19 protein-coding genes are annotated in these 19492 nt (G+C 67.5%); 11 read left to right on the top strand and 8 right to left on the bottom strand.

Translation table 11 applies throughout. The annotated features are described in order from the left end of the window. Positions 1-144 precede the first annotated feature (144 nt). Entirely contained in the window at positions 145-2058 is a 1914-nt protein-coding gene (locus tag AC1DXI_RS09100; RefSeq protein ID WP_476938309.1) for an FAD-binding monooxygenase, read from the top strand. 44 nt (positions 2059-2102) lie between these two features. Here AC1DXI_RS09100 and AC1DXI_RS09095 read toward each other — a convergent pair whose 3' ends face one another. The 3 genes from AC1DXI_RS09095 to AC1DXI_RS09085 form a co-directional block, all read right to left on the bottom strand. Next, a complete protein-coding gene (locus tag AC1DXI_RS09095) occupies positions 2103-2960 on the bottom strand; it encodes a prephenate dehydratase (RefSeq protein WP_476938308.1) in 858 nt (285 codons plus the stop codon). Between the two features lie 88 nt (positions 2961-3048). Next, positions 3049-3861: a dienelactone hydrolase family protein gene (locus tag AC1DXI_RS09090; protein WP_476938307.1), complete on the bottom strand. Its 813-nt coding sequence runs from the start codon at positions 3859-3861 to the stop codon at positions 3049-3051. 92 nt (positions 3862-3953) lie between these two features. Further along, positions 3954-4130, bottom strand: a complete 177-nt coding sequence (locus AC1DXI_RS09085) for a CsbD family protein (protein WP_043422699.1) — start codon at positions 4128-4130, stop codon at positions 3954-3956. A 175-nt stretch (positions 4131-4305) separates the two neighbouring features. On the opposite strand from AC1DXI_RS09085, the gene AC1DXI_RS09080 reads away from it, so the two are divergent. The 6 genes from AC1DXI_RS09080 to AC1DXI_RS09055 all read left to right on the top strand — a co-directional run bounded on the left by AC1DXI_RS09080 (position 4306) and on the right by AC1DXI_RS09055 (position 9102). Continuing rightward, the gene (locus AC1DXI_RS09080; RefSeq protein WP_476938306.1) at positions 4306-4779 is read left to right on the top strand and encodes an SRPBCC family protein; all 474 of its coding nucleotides are present in this window, start codon (positions 4306-4308) and stop codon (positions 4777-4779) included. Further along, complete coding sequence (locus tag AC1DXI_RS09075; RefSeq protein WP_476938305.1) at positions 4779-5456, top strand: pentapeptide repeat-containing protein; 678 nt, start codon at positions 4779-4781, stop codon at positions 5454-5456. Before AC1DXI_RS09080 ends, AC1DXI_RS09075 begins: the two co-directional genes overlap by 1 nt. 109 nt (positions 5457-5565) lie before the next feature. Continuing rightward, positions 5566-6777: a thiolase family protein gene (locus AC1DXI_RS09070; protein WP_476938304.1), complete on the top strand. Its 1212-nt coding sequence runs from the start codon at positions 5566-5568 to the stop codon at positions 6775-6777. Further along, a complete protein-coding gene (locus AC1DXI_RS09065) occupies positions 6777-7568 on the top strand; it encodes an enoyl-CoA hydratase/isomerase family protein (protein WP_476938303.1) in 792 nt (263 codons plus the stop codon). Before AC1DXI_RS09070 ends, AC1DXI_RS09065 begins: the two co-directional genes overlap by 1 nt. Before the next feature lie 2 nt (positions 7569-7570). Then, positions 7571-8446 (top strand): 3-hydroxyacyl-CoA dehydrogenase family protein, encoded by an 876-nt coding sequence (locus AC1DXI_RS09060; RefSeq protein WP_476938302.1) that lies wholly within the window; start codon positions 7571-7573, stop codon positions 8444-8446. A 32-nt stretch (positions 8447-8478) separates the two neighbouring features. Then, the gene (locus tag AC1DXI_RS09055; protein WP_476938301.1) at positions 8479-9102 is read left to right on the top strand and encodes a GNAT family N-acetyltransferase; all 624 of its coding nucleotides are present in this window, start codon (positions 8479-8481) and stop codon (positions 9100-9102) included. Here AC1DXI_RS09055 and AC1DXI_RS09050 read toward each other — a convergent pair. Next, complete coding sequence (locus AC1DXI_RS09050; protein WP_476938300.1) at positions 9099-9935, bottom strand: SGNH/GDSL hydrolase family protein; 837 nt, start codon at positions 9933-9935, stop codon at positions 9099-9101. The genes AC1DXI_RS09055 and AC1DXI_RS09050 overlap by 4 nt on opposite strands. A gap of 241 nt (positions 9936-10176) precedes the next feature. Here AC1DXI_RS09050 and AC1DXI_RS09045 point away from each other — a divergent pair, with 241 nt between their 5' ends. Beyond that, the gene (locus tag AC1DXI_RS09045; protein WP_476938333.1) at positions 10177-10857 is read left to right on the top strand and encodes a tyrosine-protein phosphatase; all 681 of its coding nucleotides are present in this window, start codon (positions 10177-10179) and stop codon (positions 10855-10857) included. A gap of 24 nt (positions 10858-10881) precedes the next feature. Further along, positions 10882-13689 (top strand): S1 family peptidase, encoded by a 2808-nt coding sequence (locus tag AC1DXI_RS09040; RefSeq protein ID WP_476938299.1) that lies wholly within the window; start codon positions 10882-10884, stop codon positions 13687-13689. 112 nt (positions 13690-13801) lie between these two features. Here the strand turns inward: AC1DXI_RS09040 and AC1DXI_RS09035 are convergent, their stop codons facing one another. Further along, a complete protein-coding gene (locus AC1DXI_RS09035; RefSeq protein WP_476938298.1) occupies positions 13802-15028 on the bottom strand; it encodes a globin domain-containing protein in 1227 nt (408 codons plus the stop codon). 272 nt (positions 15029-15300) lie between these two features. Continuing rightward, positions 15301-15717, bottom strand: coding sequence for a PaaI family thioesterase (locus AC1DXI_RS09030; RefSeq protein WP_026537422.1), 417 nt, complete (start codon positions 15715-15717; stop codon positions 15301-15303). Positions 15718-15882: 165 nt separating this feature from the next. Between AC1DXI_RS09030 and paaZ the strand changes: the two genes are divergently transcribed. Both paaZ and AC1DXI_RS09020 read left to right on the top strand, forming a co-directional pair. After that, on the top strand, positions 15883-17985 hold the full coding sequence (gene paaZ / locus AC1DXI_RS09025) for a phenylacetic acid degradation bifunctional protein PaaZ (protein ID WP_476938297.1): 2103 nt from the start codon (positions 15883-15885) through the stop codon (positions 17983-17985). 190 nt (positions 17986-18175) lie between these two features. Further along, positions 18176-18583 carry a VOC family protein gene (locus tag AC1DXI_RS09020; protein WP_079554881.1) on the top strand — a complete coding sequence of 136 codons (408 nt, stop codon included), beginning with the start codon at positions 18176-18178 and terminating at the stop codon, positions 18581-18583. A 101-nt stretch (positions 18584-18684) separates the two neighbouring features. On the opposite strand, the gene AC1DXI_RS09015 is transcribed toward AC1DXI_RS09020, so the two are convergent. Both AC1DXI_RS09015 and AC1DXI_RS09010 read right to left on the bottom strand, forming a co-directional pair. Further along, positions 18685-19086 (bottom strand): (R)-mandelonitrile lyase, encoded by a 402-nt coding sequence (locus AC1DXI_RS09015; RefSeq protein WP_476938296.1) that lies wholly within the window; start codon positions 19084-19086, stop codon positions 18685-18687. 8 nt (positions 19087-19094) lie between these two features. Further along, a complete protein-coding gene (locus AC1DXI_RS09010; protein WP_476938295.1) occupies positions 19095-19427 on the bottom strand; it encodes a carboxymuconolactone decarboxylase family protein in 333 nt (110 codons plus the stop codon). Between the last annotated feature and the right edge of the window lie 65 nt (positions 19428-19492).

Raw genomic sequence — 19492 nt, 5'->3', positions numbered from 1 at the left:
ACCATCTGGCGCACTTGTAACCTGCGTCATATCTGCCGTACAGTTCTGGATCAGGGACAGAAATTCTATTATCGAACGTCACGTTCTAATATCGAACATGCTAGGCCGTTGACAGGCCGCCACACAACGAAGTGAGGAAAGCCCGTGCATTTTCACCACCACGGTTACGTATCCGGTGACCCGCGAGTCCAGCCGGCCGCCGGCGTCGGCATCGATCGGCCCACGCAGCTTCCCGACGAGGTTGATGTGCTGATCGTGGGCTCCGGCCCCGCAGGCATGCTCGCCGCCGCCCAGCTGTCCCAGTTCCCGGGCGTCACCACCCGGATCGTGGAACGCCGGCCGGGCCGGCTCGCGATCGGCCAGGCCGACGGCATCCAGGCCCGCAGCGTAGAGACTTTCCAGGCCTTCGGTTTCGCCGAGCGGATCATCGCCGAGGCGTACCGCATCACCGAAATGGCGTTCTGGAAGCCGGATCCCGCGGACCCCTCGAACATCGTCCGCAGCGCCCGCACCCTCGATGACCCGGGCGGGATCAGCGAGTTCCCGCACCTGATCGTCAACCAGGCCCGCGTGCTCGACTACTTCTCCGAGTTCATGGCCATGTCCCCGGCCCGGATGTCCCCGGACTACGGTCTGGAGTTCCGTGGCCTGGAGGTCACCGGCGAGGGTGAATATCCGGTCACGGTGACGCTGGCGCACACCGCCGGTCCCGACGAGGGCCGGGAACGCATCGTCCGGGCCAAGTACGTCGTGGGCGCGGACGGCGCCCGCAGCAGGGTGCGCGAGTCGATCGGCTGCACCATGGCCGGCGACCAGGCCAACCACGCATGGGGCGTCATGGACGTGCTCGCCTCCACGGACTTCCCCGACATCCGGCTCAAATGTGCCATCCAGTCCCACGACGGCGGCAGCATCCTGCTGATTCCGCGCGAGGGCGGGCATCTCTTCCGCATGTATGTAGATCTCGGCGAGGTCGCCGCGGACGACCGCGGGGCCGTCCGCAAGACCACCATCGAGCAGATCATCGCCAAGGCCAACGCGATCATCCACCCCTACACGCTCGACGTGCGCAACGTGGCCTGGCACAGCGTCTACGAGGTGGGCCACCGCCTCACCGACAGGTTCGACGACGTCTTGCCGGAGGAGCTGGGCACCCGCACGCCGCGCGTGTTCATCACCGGGGATGCGTGCCACACGCACAGCGCCAAGGCCGGCCAGGGCATGAACGTCTCCATGCAGGACGGCTTCAACCTCGGCTGGAAGCTCGGCCACGTGCTGGAGGGCCGCAGCCCGGAGAGCCTGCTGTCCACATACTCGGCCGAGCGGCAGGTCGTCGCGAAGAACCTCATTGACTTCGACAAGGTGTGGTCGACGCTCATGGCGAAGAAGCCCGAGGAGTTTGAAAACCCCTCCGAGCTCGAGGACTTCTACGTGCGCACCGCCGAGTTCCCTGCCGGCTTCATGACCGAGTACTCGCCGTCGATGGTCGTCGCCGAGGCGACGCACCAGCAGCTGGCCACCGGCTTTCCCGTCGGCAAGCGCTTCAAGTCCGCGCCCGTCGTGCGGGTCTGCGACACCAACCCGGTCCAGCTCGGCCACCAGGCCACGGCGGACGGCCGCTGGCGCATCTACGTCTTCGCGGACCCGGCAGCGCCAGGACAACAGGCGGGGGCCCCGTCGCCCGCCGCGGACCTCGCCGCGTGGCTGGCCGGCGCGCCGGACTCGCCCCTCGCCGCCMCCCCCGCAGGGGCCGACCGTGATGCGTGGTTCGACGTGAAGGTGATCTACCAGCAGGACCACACGGGAATCGACATCGGCAACGTCCCGGCCGTCTTCACGCCGGAGGTGGGGCCGTTCAAGCTCCCCTACCTCGAGAAGGTCTACGGCACCGACCCGGCGGCGGACATCTTTGAGTTGCGCGGCATCGACCGCGGCGGCGTCATCGTGGTGGTGCGCCCGGACCAGTACGTGGCCAACATCCTGCCGCTGACGGCGACGGCGGAGCTTGCCGCGTTCTTCGCGCCCCTCCTGCAGGCAGGGCGGGCTGCGGCGGTGTGACCGCGTGGGGTGGCCTTCTTCGCAAGGTTGGTCCGGGCTGGCGGTCAGAGGCCGGCTGCCTGCCCGGTCCGGTATTCGGCGGCGGCATACACGCCAAGGATGCGTACCTCGGTGGTGAAGAACTCCAGTTCCTCCAGCGCCAGGCTGAGCGGCAAATCCTCGGGGTGCCCTTCGACGTCGGCCATGAACATGGTTGCCGCAAATTCGTTGCCCACCATGTAGCTCTCCAGCCTTGTCATGTTCACGCCATTCGTGGCAAACCCGCCCAGCGCCTTGAAGAGTGCGGAGGGGACGTTCCGGACTCGGAACAGGAAGCTGGTCACAGCCGGTCCCGGCAGCGCCTCCCGGGACGGCAGGTCCTTTTCCGGCGCCAGGACCACGAACCGCGTGGTGTTGGACGGGTTATCCTCCACCCGCGAAGCCAGCACCTCCAAGCCGTAGATCCGGGCCGCGAGCGGGGGAGCGAGGGACAGCTTGGCTGGATCGTTCCACTCCCTCACTTCACGGGCGGAACCCGCGGTATCCCCGGCAATAACAGGCTTCAGGCCGGCACTACGGATCAACTTGCGGCACTGACCCAGGGCGTGGATGTGGCTGTGGACCTCGGTGGCCCCCTCGATGGTGCTGCCGGGGATGCCCATCAGGTCGAAATGGATCGGAAGAAAGTATTCGCCCACTATCTGCAGCCGGGATTGGGGCAGCAGGATGTGGATGTCAGCCACCCGGCCGGCGATCGAGTTCTCGATCGGAATCATGGCCAGGTCGGCCTCGCCGCTGGATACCAGCTCTAAAGCGTCCTCGAAGCTGGCGCAGGGGACGCTCTCCAGCCCGGGAAACATCTGCGCGCAGGCAATATTTGAATTGGCGCCGGGCTCACCTTGGTACGCAATCTTCTGGACCATGGTCCGTATGGTTTCACGCCCAGCGCCCGCCTGCCTAAGTAAGTCGCGGCTGGCGCCGTCTTAGGGACTCAAAACGGCCTGCGGCGACTCAGTTGGGGTTCAGATGCTTGGCGAAGTGGTCCTCGATCCGCTGCCAGGCTTCCGGGGCCGATTCCGGATCCGGGCCGATGCCCATGACCCGCATGAGCGGCCGCAGCACTCTCGGCCCGGTCTCCACATCGTTGAGGAAGGCGTGCCCGGCGTGCGGGAATTCCTTCACGTCGTTCTCCACGCCCAGCCCGTCGAGCACGGACGCGAGTTTTGCCGCTTCGCCGGGCAGGGTGCGGTCCCGGCCGCCGAAGTTGGCCACGATCGGGCAGGCGCCGGCGAGGGCCGCCGCGGGGTCTTTCGGGCGGCGTCCATAGTTGACGGCGGCGGCGTCGAAGCCGTCATTGGCCAGCAGCAGGGCGAAGCCGCCGCCCATGCAGAAGCCGATCACGCCGATCTTGCCCGTGGTCCGGCCGGACGCAAGCAGCCAGTCCCGGGCGGTGGCCAGATCGGTGAAGGCCCGGCCCTCGCCCGCGGACAGCGCGCGCATGGTGGCGACGAGGCAGCGGCGCGCCCCGCCGTCGCTGTACAGGTCAACGGCCAGTGTCAGGTAACCGGCCGCTGCCATCCGGTCGGCGTGGCGGACAGTGATGTCGTCCAGGCCGAAGGCTTCATGGACCATCAGGACGGCCGGGAAAGGCCCTTCGCCCGTCGGCGTCGCCAGGTAGCCGCGCAGCGCCGGCGAACCGCCGGCCGCGGCGCCGCTGGCCTGGCTGAGGTCAGTATTGCTGAGACCCCGGGTGGGGGGTTGCCGCGTTCTGCGTGTGTCCGGTCCATGCTGGCCCCTCCGTCGGCTGTGGGGCCATTCTTGCATGGCCACAAAACCGCAGCACGACAAAAAGGGCACAAAAAAGCGGCGCCGGAGATCCCCCAAAGGAAAATCCGGCGCCGCGATCGCCCTAAGGACTAGTCCTTCTTGAAGGCGTCCTTGACGTTTTCGCCGACCTTCTTCGCGTCGGCTACAACCTGGTCCCGCTGGCCCTCGGCTCGAAGCTGGTCGTTGTCAGTGGCGTTGCCAGCAGCTTCCTTGGCCTTGCCGCCGAGGTGCTCTGCTTCGTTCTGAATCTTGTCTCCGACACCCATGGTGTAGGCCACCTTTCGTTCCGGTTGAAAATACTGTCCGATCAGCCTAACACAAAGCATGCTTACTAATTCAAGGGGTTTCGCGGGGTAATCCTGCGGAGCGTTGTCTGCGGCAGTTGCGGGGTGGTTTGTGAAAGGGTGAATTTCCCCGGGTCCGCGGGCTAGGCTCGAGGTCATGGACCACAAGACCACTCTCACGCAGCACATCAAGGCTCCGGCGGACTCGGTCTGGGCGGTGGTGTCGGACATTCCCGGATCTGCCGCAACCCTGTCCGGCGTCGATTCGATCCAGATGCTCACCGACGGACCCTATGCCGTGGGCACCCGCTGGAAGGAAACCCGCACCATGATGGGGCGCTCGGAAACGGTGGAGATGTGGGTGTCCCAGTCCGAGGCGCCGTCGAACGGCCGGGGCGGCAGCACCACGGTGAAGGCCCTCCAGGGCGGCGCCGACTACACCACCAGGTTCGCCCTGGCGGAGCGCGGCGGCGGAACCGACCTCACGCTGACCTTCGGCGCCGAAGTCATCAAACCGACCCGGTTCAGCAGGATCATGCTCACCGTGTTCGGTCCGCTCGGGATGCGCATCACCCGCAAGGCCCTGGCAAAAGACCTGGCGGACATCGCGGCCAAGGCCGAGTCCCTGTGATGGTCCGGCGGACTGCGGCGGACAAAACCCCGAAGGTCACCGCCCCCCGGCTCGCGCCGGTCCGGACCGGGGATCTGCGGGATGACCCTGCCCCGGAATTCCGGCGAGGTGTTCGGAACGACGGCGTCCGGTACAGCCGCGCGTCGGCAGACGGTCTGGACCTGGGCGGTACGGACTTTGCCGAGTGCGAATTCAACGGGGTGTCGTTCAATGAGACGCAGTTGCGGGGTGCGACTTTTCGTGACTGCATCCTGACCGAGGCTTACGCCCCGGTGCTGATGGCGGCCCGGACCAGCCTGCGGGATGTCGAGATCGGCAACCCCCGCTGGGGATCGGCGGAGCTCTATGAAAGTGGCTGGCAGTCCGTGCGGATCGACGGCGGCAAACTCGACTACGTGAACCTTCGCGGATCCAAGCTCACGGACGTGCAGATCAGCGACTGCATCATCAGCGAGCTGGATCTGGGCTCCTGCACCGCCACCCGGGTCGCCTTGAAGAACTGCACTATCGGCACTCTTGATTTCACCGGAGCCAGGCTCAAGGACTTCGACCTCCGCGGCACCGACTTCCGCACAGTCAGCGGCCTGGGCAGCCTGGCCGGCCTCGTCGTCGACGATTACCAGCTCACCCTGCTCGCTCCGTTGCTCGCGGCCCATCTGGGCGTCGTCGTCGCGTAATCCGGCGGCATCCGGTTGACCCCCTTGCACCGCCGTGTAATCTTTATAGAACGAACGGTCGGTAAATTACTCTGCTGCCGGCCCCGCTTTCTTGGTGAAGGATGTTCTCATGGTCGAGGCTTTTCTTGTTGGCGGCGCCCGCACCCCGGTGGGCCGGTACGGCGGCGCCCTCTCCGCGGTCCGCCCCGATGACCTGGCCGCACTGGTGGTCCGCGAGGCTGTGGCCCGCGCCGGCGTCGATCCGGACACCATCGAGGAGGTCATCCTCGGCAACGCCAACGGGGCCGGCGAAGAGAACCGCAACGTGGCCCGCATGGCCACCCTCCTTGCCGGGCTGCCCCTCCACATCTCCGGCATCACCGTGAACCGGCTCTGCGCCTCCGGGCTCAGCGCCATCATCATGGCCAGCCATATGATCAAGTCCGGCGCCGCGGACATCGTGATCGCCGGCGGCGTCGAATCCATGAGCCGCGCTCCCTGGGTCCAGGAAAAACCCCGGACCGCCTTCGCCAAACCGGGCGAAATCTTTGACACTTCCATCGGCTGGCGTTTCGTCAACCCCCAGTTCACCAAGGGCGAGCTGTCCCGGGACGGCAAGATGACCTACTCCATGCCGGAGACGGCGGAAGAGGTGGGGCGGGTTGACGGCATCTCGCGGGAGGACGCCGACGCCTTCGCCGTCCGCTCCCACGAACGCGCCCTGGCCGCCATCGCCGCCGGCCGCTTCGCCGAGGAAATCGTCCCCGTGACCGTCAAGACCCGCAAGGGCGAGACCGTGGTGGACACCGATGAGGGTCCCCGCGCCGGCACCACCATGGACGTCCTTGCCGGGCTCCGGCCGGTAGTCAAGGGCGGCTCGATCGTCACCGCGGGCAACTCCTCCACCCTCAACGACGGCGCGTCCGCCATCATCGTTGCCTCGGAGGCCGCGATCCAGAAGCTTGGCCTCACGGCCCGCGCCCGCATCATCGACGGCGCCTCCGCCGGCTGCGAGCCCGAAATCATGGGCATCGGCCCGGTCCCGGCCACCCAGAAGGTGCTCGCCCGTTCCGGGTTCAGCGTCGAGGACCTCGGCGCCGTCGAACTCAACGAGGCGTTCGCGACCCAGTCCCTGGCCAGCATGCGCCGGCTTGGCCTGGACCCGGAGATCGTGAACCGCGACGGCGGCGCGATTTCCCTGGGCCACCCGCTGGGGTCGTCCGGTTCCCGGATCGCCATCACGCTGCTGGGCCGGATGGAACGCGAAAACGCGAAGATCGGCCTCGCCACCATGTGCATCGGCGTCGGCCAGGGCACGGCAATGCTGCTGGAGCGCGTCTAGTGGCGGCCAAGGCAGCGGCGCTCGAGACCGCTACCTTCAGCACGCTCCTGGTCGAAGAGCGCGAGGACCGTGTGGTGGTGGTGCTCAACCGACCGGAGGTCCGCAACGCGATCGACCAGCAGATGGTCGACGAACTCCACACCGTCTGCGCCCATCTCGAGCGGCGCCCCAAGACCCTCATCATCGCCGGCACCAAGGGGGTTTTCGCCTCCGGTGCCGACATCGGCCAGCTGCGCGAGCGGCGCCGCGACGATGCCCTGCAGGGCATCAATTCCACCATTTTCGTCCGGATCGCCAAGCTGCCGATGCCCGTCATCGCGGCCCTGGATGGCTTCTGCCTCGGCGGCGGCGCCGAGCTGGCGTACGCCGCGGACTTCCGGATCGGCACACCGTCCGTCCGGATCGGCAATCCCGAAACCGGACTCGGCATCCTGGCCGCCGCCGGTGCCAGCTGGCGCCTCAAGGAACTCGTGGGGGAGCCCGTCGCCAAGGAAATGCTGCTCGCCGGTTCCGTGCTGCGCGCAGAACGTGCCCTCGCCGTCAATCTCATCACCGAAATCCATGAACCTGCCGGGCTGATGGCCGCGGCCCACGTCCTCGCCGACCGGATCGCCACCCAGGATCCGCTGGCCGTCCGGATTACCAAATCCGTGTTCCACGCCCCGGCCGAGGCGCATCCCCTCATTGACCAGCTGGCACAGGGGATCCTCTTCGAGTCCCAGGCCAAGTTCGACCGTATGCAGGCTTTTCTGGATAAGAAATCAGCCAAAGAATCAGGGAAGCAGAAATAAACATGGGCAACTCCGTACTCCCCGATAACAATTTTCCCCACTTCGTCGGGGTTCTCGGCGGCGGCCGCATGGGCGCCGGCATCGCCCACGCCTTCCTGATCAACGGAGCCAACGTGGTGGTGGTCGAGCGCGATGAGGCGTCGGCCGAGGCAGCCCGGGAGCGGGTTGAGTCCGCCGCCGCCAAGAGCATCGAGCGCGGCGCCGTGGACGGCAACCTGGACGAGATCGTTTCCCGGCTCGCGGTCACGGTGGACTATGACGACTTCGCCGGCCGGCAGTTGGTGGTCGAGGCCGTTCCGGAGGACTGGGACCTGAAGGTCACGGCTCTGCGCGGCATCGAGGAACGGCTCGCCGACAGTGCCTACCTTGCCTCCAACACGTCGTCGCTGTCCGTCAACGGGCTGGCCCGTGAACTGAAGCGGCCGCAGAACTTCCTGGGCCTGCACTTCTTCAACCCGGTGCCGGCGTCGACGCTCATCGAGGTGGTTCTCGGCGAGCACACTTCCGACGCCCTGGCCCAGGCCGCCCGAGGCTGGGTCGAAGCGCTCGGCAAGACCGCCGTCGTGGTCAACGACGCACCTGGCTTCGCCTCCTCCCGGCTGGGCGTCGCGATCGCCCTCGAAGCGATGCGCATGGTGGAAGAGGGCGTGGCCACCGCCGAAGACATCGACAACGCCATGGTCCTGGGCTACAAGCACCCCACGGGCCCGCTGCGGACCACCGACATTGTGGGCCTGGACGTGCGCCTCGGCATCGCGGAGTACCTGCAGTCCACGCTGGGCGAGCGTTTCGCTCCGCCGCAGATCCTCCGCGACAAGGTTGCCCGCGGCGAACTGGGACGCAAGTCCGGCAAGGGCTTCTTCGACTGGACCAAGTGACCGGCGTTCGTTCGTGCCCCTAGGATGGTGCGGTGACCTCCCTGGACCGCCCCGTGATCGCCCCCATCACCCTGACCGGCAAATACGTCGTCCTTGAGCCGCTGAGCCAGGACCACCATGACGGCCTCGTCGAGGCGGCCCGCGACGGCGAGCTGTGGCACCTCTGGTATACCAGCGTGCCCGCCCCGCAGCAGATGGCCGCCGAGATTGAGCGGCGCCTGGCCCTGCAGGACAGCGGCGCCATGCTCCCCTTCACCACGCGGCTGCTCGATCCCGCCACGGGCGGGCCGGGCCGGGTGATCGGCATGACCACCTACATGAACATCGACGGCGCCACGCCGCGGGTGGAGATCGGCTCGACCTGGAACGCGGCGTCCGCACATGGCAGCGGCAGCAACCCGGACTCCAAGTTGCTGCTGCTGCGGCACGCCTTCGAGACGCTGGGCTGCCCCGCCGTCGAGTTCCGGACGCACTGGCTCAACCACCAGTCCCGCGAGGCAATCGCCCGGCTGGGGGCCAAACAGGACGGCGTGCTCCGCAGCCACACGCGCAGCACTGACGGGGCGCTGCGCGACACGGTCGTGTATTCCATCCTGGAACACGAGTGGCCGATGGTCCGGAACGCCCTTGAATCCAGGCTGGCCAAGCGGCGCTAGGGTGCCGAGTAGGCCTTGGCCTCACTAAGGGATGCGAAGTACGCCTCGTAGCCCTTGGCGTTCGGGTGGAAGTTTTCCGGACTGGCCGGGGCCCAACGGTGGAGATTGATCCACGGGGCCGCAGAGTTGACGCCGTGACCGGCGAAGGCGGCCCGGACATCGACGTACTCCGCGCCGGTGGCCCGGGCAGCGGCGGCGATGGAGCCGTTCAGGCCGTCAGCCAAGTGCGTGGCCTTGTAGATGAACCGGGACATCGAATCAGTCTGGCCGGGGGCGACCGGATCGTAGAGGTAGGGGTAGCCCGTCACCACAACGTTGGCGTTGGGCGCGGCAGCCTTCACGCGCTGGATCATCGCGGTCACGTCGCCGGCCAGTTTGTGGCTGGAGATCTCGTCCTCCGCGTAGGCGCTGGCGGCTTCGCACAGTGGGTCCGCGGCGGGATTGACGATGGCAGCGCCGCAGGAGGCGAGGATTTCCGCAAACCGGAGATTGTTGCCGCCAGCAGTGATGGTGACGAGCCCGGTGGTCCTGTTCAGCCGCTTGAGCTGGGTGTCGACGACGTCCTGGGTCGTCTTGCCGCTGCAGGCGGCGTTGGCGACCAGCTTGATGGTTTTCGTGTGGGTAGCGAGTTCGGAATAGCTGTTCTCGCTGCGGTAGCAATCATCCAAGTACGGCCCAGCCCCCAGCCCGGCGGCGTAGGAGTCTCCAAGTGCAACGTACCTGGTCTTGTCCACAGCCTGCGCCGGCACCGCCGCCACACCGGCCGCCATGGCCAAGGAGGCGAGACCGGCCGCCAGGGCCGTTCGCCGGCGTCGAAGTTTCAGAGTTCCCATGGTGTTTCCCCTCAGTGGCACGCTGGTTTCCGCGCGCGTGCCGTTGAACAGTAGCCCGGCGGCCACTGGGTTCACGCCCCCCTTTGCGGAGGCGTGAACCCCAGACTCTGCCAATGGTCCCACTGTGTATAACGTTTGTGAATCCTGCCGCGGATCGCGCCGGTGCGTGTGCTTAGCTGTCTGGATGACGATTCCTGCAGCGCCCCTGGGCCAAGCCAAGGGGCAGGCGGTGCCCGGAACGATGGAGTGGGATGGGGCCGTCAACGCGTGGCACGTGGCCGGGGATGTGTTCCGCATGGGACGCCGGGAGTGGCTCACCGAGGCCGGCTGGCGGCAGGTGCACCGCCGGGGCATCCGGACCGTCATCGACCTCCGCAACGAAGCCGAAATCCGGCGCCGGGAGAACGATCCGCCGGTGCAGGCGGCGGCCCTGGCCGGCTTCGACGTCGTGCTGGCCCCCACCGAAGACCCGGATAACCGCGAATTCCGCGAGCTCTGCGTGCCTTACCTGAACGACCCCGCCTGTTATGCCGACAACGCCAGGCTGTTCCCGCACCTGCTGGCCCGTGTCTTCAAAGCGGTGGCCGCCGCGGAGGCCGGCGTGGTTATCCATTGCTCCGCCGGGCGGGACCGGAGCGGCATGATCGCCGCCATGCTCCAGGACCTCGCCGGCGACAGCGACGAGGCCATTGTGCACGGCTACCAGCGCTCCATGCGGGGCATCAACGAGCACCTCCGGCACGCTGCCGTACCGCATCCCCACGAGCGTTTCCTGTCCGAGAACGTGCTGGTGCCCCTGCTGGAATCCCGGGGCAAGAGCCTGCTGCACTTTGTCCGGTCCCTCAACACAGCGGACTACCTGGTCCGCCACGGAGTGACGTCCGAGGAACTCGCGGCCATCCTGGGAAAGCTCGGCAGATAGGGTGCGCGCAGTTAGGGTAGGCCAGTGAAGACTCCGAAGTTCCAACCGCTGGGGCGGGCCGCCGCTGCCCTCGCGATTGCGCTTGCCGGTACCCTGCCTGCCTTTGCGTTGACCGCAGTCCCGGCAATGGCCGAAGCCAACGCCCCGGCCCCAGCCCCTGCGGACCCGGCGACGGTCTCGACGGCGAGCCCTGCCTCGACGGCGGTCCCGGTGCCGGCGACGTCTGACGCGCCTTTGGCCGGTTCTTCTGCGGTGCCGTCGGCGACACCGATCAGCGATGCCGGGCTCGCCGAGGCCGTGCGGCGGGATCTGGGCATGACCCTTGCGGAATTCGACGCCGCCGGTGCCCTTGCCCGGCGAGCCGCCGACGCCGCGCCCTCCCTGCGGGCGCTCCCGGGCTATGTGGGGATCAGCCTCTCCGGCGGCAAGATCGCGGTTGAAGGCAGCGGCCCCGAGCTCCGTGCCCGCGTGGCCGAACTGAACCAGCCCGGTCCGGCCGACTTCGTGCTTGCCGCCCCTGCGGCCGCCGCGGTTGTCCCCTCGGCCGCGGAGCTGCTGGCCTCCAGCACTCAGCAACTGTTCGAGGCCTACGTCCGCGAGGTCGGGACCGCCGGGCTGCAGGCCGTCACCTACACCGACGGCCACTTCGTCATCCGCGCCGGCGGCACCAACACGGCGCAGTCCGTTCCCGCCTCCGGCGCCGTTCCCGCCGCCGGATTGAATCTGCAGCCGGCGGGAGAGCCGGGCACGAAGATGTCCGCGGCCGAGTTCGTGGCCCGCTACGCCAACGTGACGCTGGAACAAGGATCGCGGGTCACCACCGAAGAGGACTTCTTTGGCGGCCAGGGCTACATCGTTGACGGACGCACGCTCTGTTCGGCCGGGTTCGGGGCCTTCAGCCCCGCGGGCGAGCCTCTGGTCCTGACCGCCGGGCACTGCGCCGGTGACGGCGCCGCGAAACAGGCCGAGATCGAAAATCCGGCGGGTGCGCCAGCGGCCGGGGGCGCCGGTTCGGGCCCGGCCGCCGGGATCCTGGGCACATTCGGGTTCAGCCAGTTCGGCGGCTCCGGCAATTCCAAGGTTGCGTCGGACGGCACCAACGTCGGCACGGACATCACCGTCCTCCAGGGCGTCAGGAGTGGCCTGGACCTCCAGCCCGCCGTCACCCGATGGGACAATCCGGCCGATCCGGGGCCGACGTCCGTGAAGATCGTGGGAACTGTGGCGCCATTCCAAGGCCAGCCCGTGTGCCGTTCCGGCCGGACCACCGGGTGGAGGTGCGGCGCAGTGGACTCGGTCGGCATCTGGGCCATCCCTGGGCCAAATTCACTGCCGCCGGACTATGACAACGATCTCCGGGCGGTCCGGGGCTTCGACTCGACGTCCGTCACCTCCGGCGGCGGGGACTCAGGCGGGCCGTGGATCAGCGGGAACTTCGCTGTCGGGCTGCACACAGGGGCGGAAAGTACCGACGAGGGCGTCCAGACACGGGCCATCGCGACCACTCTCGAGGACGCCATGGGCCAGGTCCCCGGCGGTGTCCAGCTGCAACTGTTCCTGGCCAAGCCAACGCTCGCGGCGGCCTCCAACGCAACTGTCACAGCCGGTGAGCCGATTACCGGGCACATCGATGCCGGTCCGGCCTCTGTGGTGGCTCCGAATTCCAAGGTCCGCATCACCGTCCTGAACCAGAAACCGGGCCAGACGCCAGGCAAGACCCCCGGCCAGAAGGACGTCCAGCCCTTGGAAGTGCCGGTCGACGCGTCGGGAAACTGGCAGTTCCCCGCACCGTCGTCGGCCGGGCCCTTCAAGTTCTCGGCTGAAACCGTGAACGGCTTCAGCGGCTCCGGCGCAGTCGCCTTGTCCGTCGACGTCTCCAGCCTCGCGGCCCCGGCCATCACCTCACCAGTGGACGGCCAGCCGGACGGCCCCGGACTCACCGCCATCGAAACCATTAAGGGCACCGGAGAAGCCGGTGGCACGGTGCGGCTCTCCGGCGACCTCACCGGGACCGGGCTCGTCGACGCAGACGGCCGCTGGAGCATCAACGTGGCCGATCAGCCGGTCTTCGGAATAATTTCGGTCACGGCCGTGCTCACGGCCCCCGGAGAAGTGGACAGCCCCGCGGTGACCCGCACCTACTCCGTCATTCCGCCGGCGCCGGCGGTGTCGAACCTCAGGGACGGCAAACACCTGCGCCAGGACGCCCTCCCAGCGACCATCTCCGGCATGGCGATTGATGGTGCCGACGTGGCCGTGGCGGTGGACGGGGTTGCTGTTGACTCCGTGCAGGCCGGTCCCGGCTCCACAGCGGCGCAGGCTGCGCTTGAGCCCGGGATCACGCAGACCTCGGGCGGCAGTGCCCGGTGGAGTGTCCCGTTCCCCGCGGAACTTGCCGCCGGAGCGCACACTTTGACCGTGACGCAAGCCATTGACGGGGTTACATCGCTGCCGGGAGCCGTAGCATTCGTTGTCGATGCCGCGCCTGCTTCCGAGGGCACCCCGGCCGGCACGCCGGGATCCGGGAAACCGGGAGGAGGGACGCCGGCAACGCCCCGCCAGCCGGCAGTCCCGCAGCAGCCGGCCAACCCCGCCGGGGCTCCCGCCGTACCGGCCAAACCGGTGCAGGCTTCCGCCCCGCCGTCGGACACAACCGTCAGCGTGGGCGGCACAGCGCCGGACAACACAGCACCTGGCAACACGCCGGGCACCGCAGACCAGTTGGCGAGCACGGGCGCCGGCGGGCTTCTGCCCGTCGCCGGTCTCGGTGCCGGGGCCCTGCTGCTCGGCGCGGCCTTCGTGGCGTTCGGCCGGCGCCGGGCGGTGCGGTAGCAGGGGCTCCAAGCCCGGGCTCGCCGGAAACCTGCGGGGTCGCCGTACGGCTACGGCGACCCCGCGAGTTTTGGGCGAATCCGCGCGGTCGGGACAGAACAGCCCGCCGCGGTTACTGAAAGTCTGCCAGCCAGAGATCCGGGCCGAAAACCTCGTATTGAATGTCCTTGGCAGGGACGCCGCCGGCAATCAAGGCGCTCCGGACCGACTTCAGGAACGGCAGGGGACCGCAGAGGTAGTACTCGGCGTCGTCGGGGAGTTCGACGTCGCTGACGTCCATGAAACCGCTGAACACGGCCCCGGACGCCTCGCCCGTCCCGCCGGTCTCCGCTGCCTCCGCGGGAGTCAGGAACCACGTCTTCAGGGTCCCGTCCGCGAGTTTCGCGAGATCCTCCGTGACCTGCGCGCGGAGCGGGAAGGTTGCCTCGCTGTCATCGGCATGCAGGAGCATCACCTGGCGTCGCGACCCGGACTGCACGAGGTGGGAGAGCATTCCGGCCATGGGCGTGATGCCGATTCCGGCGCTGGCCATGACCAGGGGTCGGTCCGTGTACTCCAGCACTACGTCGCCGAAAGGTGCTGAGAGCACCACCTCGTCGCCTACCTGGACGTCGTTGTGGAGCAGCGTGGACATCTCGCCGTCGGGAGTCGGAAGTCCGTGGACCCTCTTGACGGCGAACTGCCGGTGCTGCCCGTCGTCGGCCTTGGTCAGGCTGTATTGCCGGGGCTGCTGTACGCCGTCGGGCATGGTCATCTTAAGAGTCACGTACTGCCCGGGCAGGGACGGTTTGACGTCCCGCTCATCGGTCCGTTCGACGACGAACGAGACGACGTCGGCGGTCTCCTGGATCCGCTGCACCACCCGCCACGTCCGCCAAATGGTCTCGGGGGAGAGGTGCACTGCGTTGTACAGCCCGCGCTCCTTGTTGATGAGCAGGTTCGCCATGAGCCAGTAGACCTCGTCCCAGGCGGCGGCGACCTCGGGCGTGACGGCATCCCCCAGAACATCCACGATCGCCCACATGAGGTGGTCGTGGACAATCTGGTACTGGTCCGGGCTCAGTCCCAGCGAGACGTGTTTGTGGGCCACCCGGGAGAGCAGATGGTCCGGCACCTGGTCCGGTTTCTCCACGAGCATGCCAGCGAATGCCGCGATGGATCCGGCGAGTGCCTGCTGCTGGCGGCCGTCCGCCTGGTTTCCCCGGTTGAACAGCCCGTCCAGGAGATCCGGCTGCGCCTCGAACATATGTTTGTAGAAGCGCTTGGCGATCTCCTCGATGTGCTCGCCAACCACGGGAAGCGTTGCCTGGATGACGGGAAGTGAGGTGTCTGAGAGCATGGTGGATCCCTTCCGGTGAGACCGGTGATACCCAGCGGTGCCGGGCGACTCAGCACTTCCACGCTAACAGCCGGGGCAGCGGGCCTTCCGGGTCCATCGGCCCTACATCGCCGGCGGAGTCCGGTGTAGGCGGGTGCTCAGGCCCGGCTGCTCAGCCGCTAAGGCCCCAGCTCGCCGGAACGCTGCGGGGTCGCCGGAAAGATACGGCGAACCCGCACGGTTCCGGCGACCTCGAGGGGCGGGGCCCAGGCCGCGAGCTGCGAACTCGGTACTCAGGCCTTGCGGTCCAGCAGCAGGTTGGTGATCCGCAGCGTGCAGATCCGCTGGCCGGCCTCGTTAGTGATCAGCACCTCGTGGGTGGTCAGGGTGCCGCCCAGATGGATGGGGGTTGCCGTGATCGTGATCAGCCCCTCGCGGGCCGACTTGTGGTGCGTGGCCGAGACGTCGACGCCCACCGCCGTCTTGCCCAAGGTGCTGGCGTGGATGACGGCGGCCCAGGATCCCACGGCCTCGCCCACGGCCAGTGAGGCGCCGCCGTGCAGGAGCCCGAACGATTGCCGGTTGCCCTCCACCGGCATGGTCGCCACCACGCGGTCCACGGACTCCTCGACGATCTTCACGCCCATCTTCTCGTCGAGTTCCCCAAGGGTGATCTTCCACAAGTCGGTGCTGCCGGTCTCGGGCGTCATAGCGTCTCCTTTGTTGCCGCCCGGCCGGGGCCCGGACGGTCGGTGCCGCCGCGGCTAGTGTGCGGCAGGCCTCATTCATGTACTGTAGATCATATTACCGAACGGACGGTCAGTAATGTTCCGGCCGTGTTGATCTTGCTCCCCCGTTGGAAGGACCCGTCAACGATGACCACCACAGCCGCACCCACAGTAGACACTGTCGAGATCGTTCCCAGTTTCATCCGGGGTTCCTGGTGGACTCCCGACGCCACCTCCGCCGCCGGCGCGGCGCCGGTACTGGACGCCAGCACCGGCGAGCTCCTGGCGAAGGTGAGCACCGAGGGGCTTGACCTCGCCGCCGTCGTGGATTATGGCCGCACCACCGGCCAGGCGGAACTTGGCACGCTGACCTTCCACCAGCGCGCGCTCAAGCTCAAGGAGCTGGCGCAGTACCTCAATGGCCGCCGCGAGGAGTTCTACGCGCTTTCGGCGCAGACCGGCGCCACCAAGATCGACTCCATGATCGACATCGACGGCGGCATCGGCGTCCTGTTCACCTTCGGGTCCAAGGGCCGCCGGGAGCTGCCCAACTCCCAGGTGGTGGTGGATGGCCCCATGGAGGTGCTGTCCCGCGACGGCTCGTTCGCCGGCGAGCACATCTACACCCGCATCCCCGGCGTCGCCGTGCAGATCAACGCCTTCAACTTCCCGGTCTGGGGCATGCTGGAGAAGCTTGCGCCGGCCTTCCTCGCCGGCGTCCCCACCATCGTCAAGCCCGCCACCCCCACCGGGTACGTGGCCGCGGCCGTGGTCAAAGCGATCGACGAATCCGGCATCCTGCCCACCGGCTCGCTGCAGCTGATTTCCGGCTCCGTCCGCACCCTGCTGGACCACCTGGACTACCGCGACCTCGTGGCTTTCACCGGCTCCGCCTCGACCGCCAACACGCTCAAGTCCCACCCCAATGTGGTCAAGGGCGGGGTCCGCTTCACCTCCGAGACCGACTCGCTCAACGCCGCGATCCTGGGTCCGGACGCCGTCAAGGGCACACCTGAATTCGACGCCTTCATCAAGTCCCTCGTCACCGAGATGACCGCCAAGGCCGGCCAGAAATGCACCTCAATCCGCCGCGCGATTGTGCCGCAGGAACTCGTTGCCGACGTCACCGCAGCCGTGGGGGACCGCATCCGCGAACGCGTGGTGCTCGGCGACCCCCGCGCCGAGGGCGTCACCATGGGCGCCCTGGCCTCCCTCGAGCAGCTCGCCGACGTGCGCGCCGCGGTCCAGTCCATGCTCGACGCCGGCGGGGAGCTCGCCTACGGCACGCTCGATGCGCCCAAGGTCACCAGCGCGGACGGCAGCATCGGCGTCGTCGACGGCGGCGCCTTCATGTCCCCGGTCCTGCTGAGCTGGGCCAACCCGGAGGCCGAGGAGGTCCACTCGCTCGAGGCCTTCGGCCCGGTGTCCTCGGTGATCGGCTACACGGACCTGGCCGACGCCGTCCGCCTCGCCGCCCGCGGCGGCGGCTCGCTGGTCGCCTCGGTCTGCACGAACGATCCCGCCGTGGCCCAGCAGCTGGTCACCGGCATCGCGGCCCACCACGGCCGTGTGCTCATGCTCAACCGCGAGGACGCCCGCAGCTCCACCGGCCACGGCTCCCCGGTCCCGCACCTGGTCCACGGCGGTCCCGGCCGCGCCGGCGGCGGCGAAGAGCTCGGCGGCATCCGCTCGGTCATGCACCACATGCAGCGCACCGCCATCCAGGGTTCGCCGAACATGCTCACCGCCGTCACCGGCGTGTGGCACACCGGCGCGGACCGCAACTTCACGCTCGAGACCGAGGGCCAGCACCCGTTCCGGAAATCCCTGGCCACGCTGCACATCGGCGACGCCATCCGCTCGGAGCTGCGCGAAGTGACCCTGGACGAGATCACCAAGTTCGCCAACTCCACCGGCGACACCTTCTATGCCCACACCAACCAGGAGGCCGCCGAGGCGAACCCGTTCTTCCCGGGCATCGTCGCGCACGGCTACCTGCTGCTGGCCTGGGGCGCCGGGCTGTTCGTGGAGCCCGCTCCGGGCCCCGTGCTGGCGAACTACGGCCTGGAGAACCTGCGGTTCATCACCCCGGTGGCCGCGGGCGATTCCATCCGGGTGACTCTGACGGCCAAGAAGATCACCCCGCGCGAGACGGACGAATACGGCGAGGTGGCCTGGGACGCCGTTCTGACCAACCAGAACGATGAAATCGTGGCGACCTACGACGTCCTGACCCTCGTCGAGAAGTAGCCCGTCCCGCTCACTCCCGCCTTACCTCCCGTAGCGCTATCGCTTGTGGCCGCCAAAAGGTCGAGATGGCCGCCCCAAGTGATAGTGCAACCGGGGAGGGGCAGGGGCAGGCTTCGCCCGTGCAGGGAGCAATTGGAGGGCTCTTTCCATCCCGCTCCGGCGTAAAATCTTGCTCGTAGGAGGTGGCGAAATGACCCTAGTACTCAATAAAGCCACAACAGTCCTGCCAGTTGATGATGCAGCGCGTGCCCGGCATTTCTACGCGGACACTTTGGGGCTCCCGCACCGTGGCGTGGCAGATGACGGAAGCGAATTGTTCGGCTCAGAAGGCGGCCCAATGCTGCAGCTGATGCCAGTCAAGGATGGAAAGCACTCAGAGCACACCACCCTGAGCTTCGAAGTTAGCGAGATCGAACGCACCGTCCAGGAAATGGAAGCCAAGGGCGTCATGTTCCAGGACTACGATCGCCCGGATCTCAAGACCGAGAACCACATTTGTACAACAGATTCAGAGAAGTGCGCCTGGTTCATGGACTCCGAGCACAATATTCTGTGCGTCCACGAGAACATCACCACGGCAGCTGATTACCAGCTCTAAACGGCGGGCAACGGCGAGTTTTCGGGCGCTCCGGCTCAGCGGGGCGCCCTTTCTGTTGCCTGTGGTCATCCAGGGTGCGTCGCCAGTGGCCTGCGGGCTGGTCAGCTTCCGTTGTACTCGTCGTCGGTGATGTGCTCGCCCCAGGTGGTGGTCGCCGCGGGGTCCTCGCCGTTCTGGAGCATGGCGATATGTTCCATGAAGCAGCCAGGGGCAGCCGAGTGCCAGTGCTCCTCGCCGGGCGGCGTGTAGAGCGTCTGGCCGGGGTGGACCTCGATGATCTTGCCGTCCCGGGTGCCGAAGCGGCCCACGCCCTGGGTGACGCGGAGGTACTGGCCGTGTTCGTGGGAGTGCCAGGCGGTGCGGGCTCCGGGCGCGAATCGGACGGTCGCGACCACCATCGTCTGATCCGGCTCGTGCGGGAGCGCGATCGGATCGAGCCAGACGTCACCGGCGAACCGGGCCGGCGGGTTCTTCGACGTGGGGACAGTAGGTTCGATGTTCATGGTGATCCTTACTTGCTCTCGGTGAAGAGTTGCTTGGCGACGCCCATGGCGGCCATGCCCTTGGGCCAGCCTGCGTAGAGCGTGACGTGGGTGATGGCTTCGATGAGTTCTTCCCGGGTGACGGCGTTCTCGACGGCGCGGCCAAGGTGGAAGCCGAGCTGTTGGGTGTTGCCGCCGGCCGTGAGTACGGCGACGGTGATAAGGCTGCGGTCCCGGGCAGGAAGCTCCGGGCGGTTCCAGACGTCCGCGAAGAGGACGTCGTCGGTGAGCCCGGCGAGCTTCGGGGCGAAGTCTCCGAACATGTTCCGGCCTCCGCCGACCTGCTTGGGTTGGTCAGTCATAATGTTCCTTCTTTCAGTGGAAGCTCGATCTGCTCGATGTTTGTTTTCTGATGCACCCGCCCGTA

It is taken from the genome of Arthrobacter sp. P1_H7, assembly GCF_056405215.1.
This window is presented reverse-complemented; position numbering and strand designations above follow the sequence as displayed.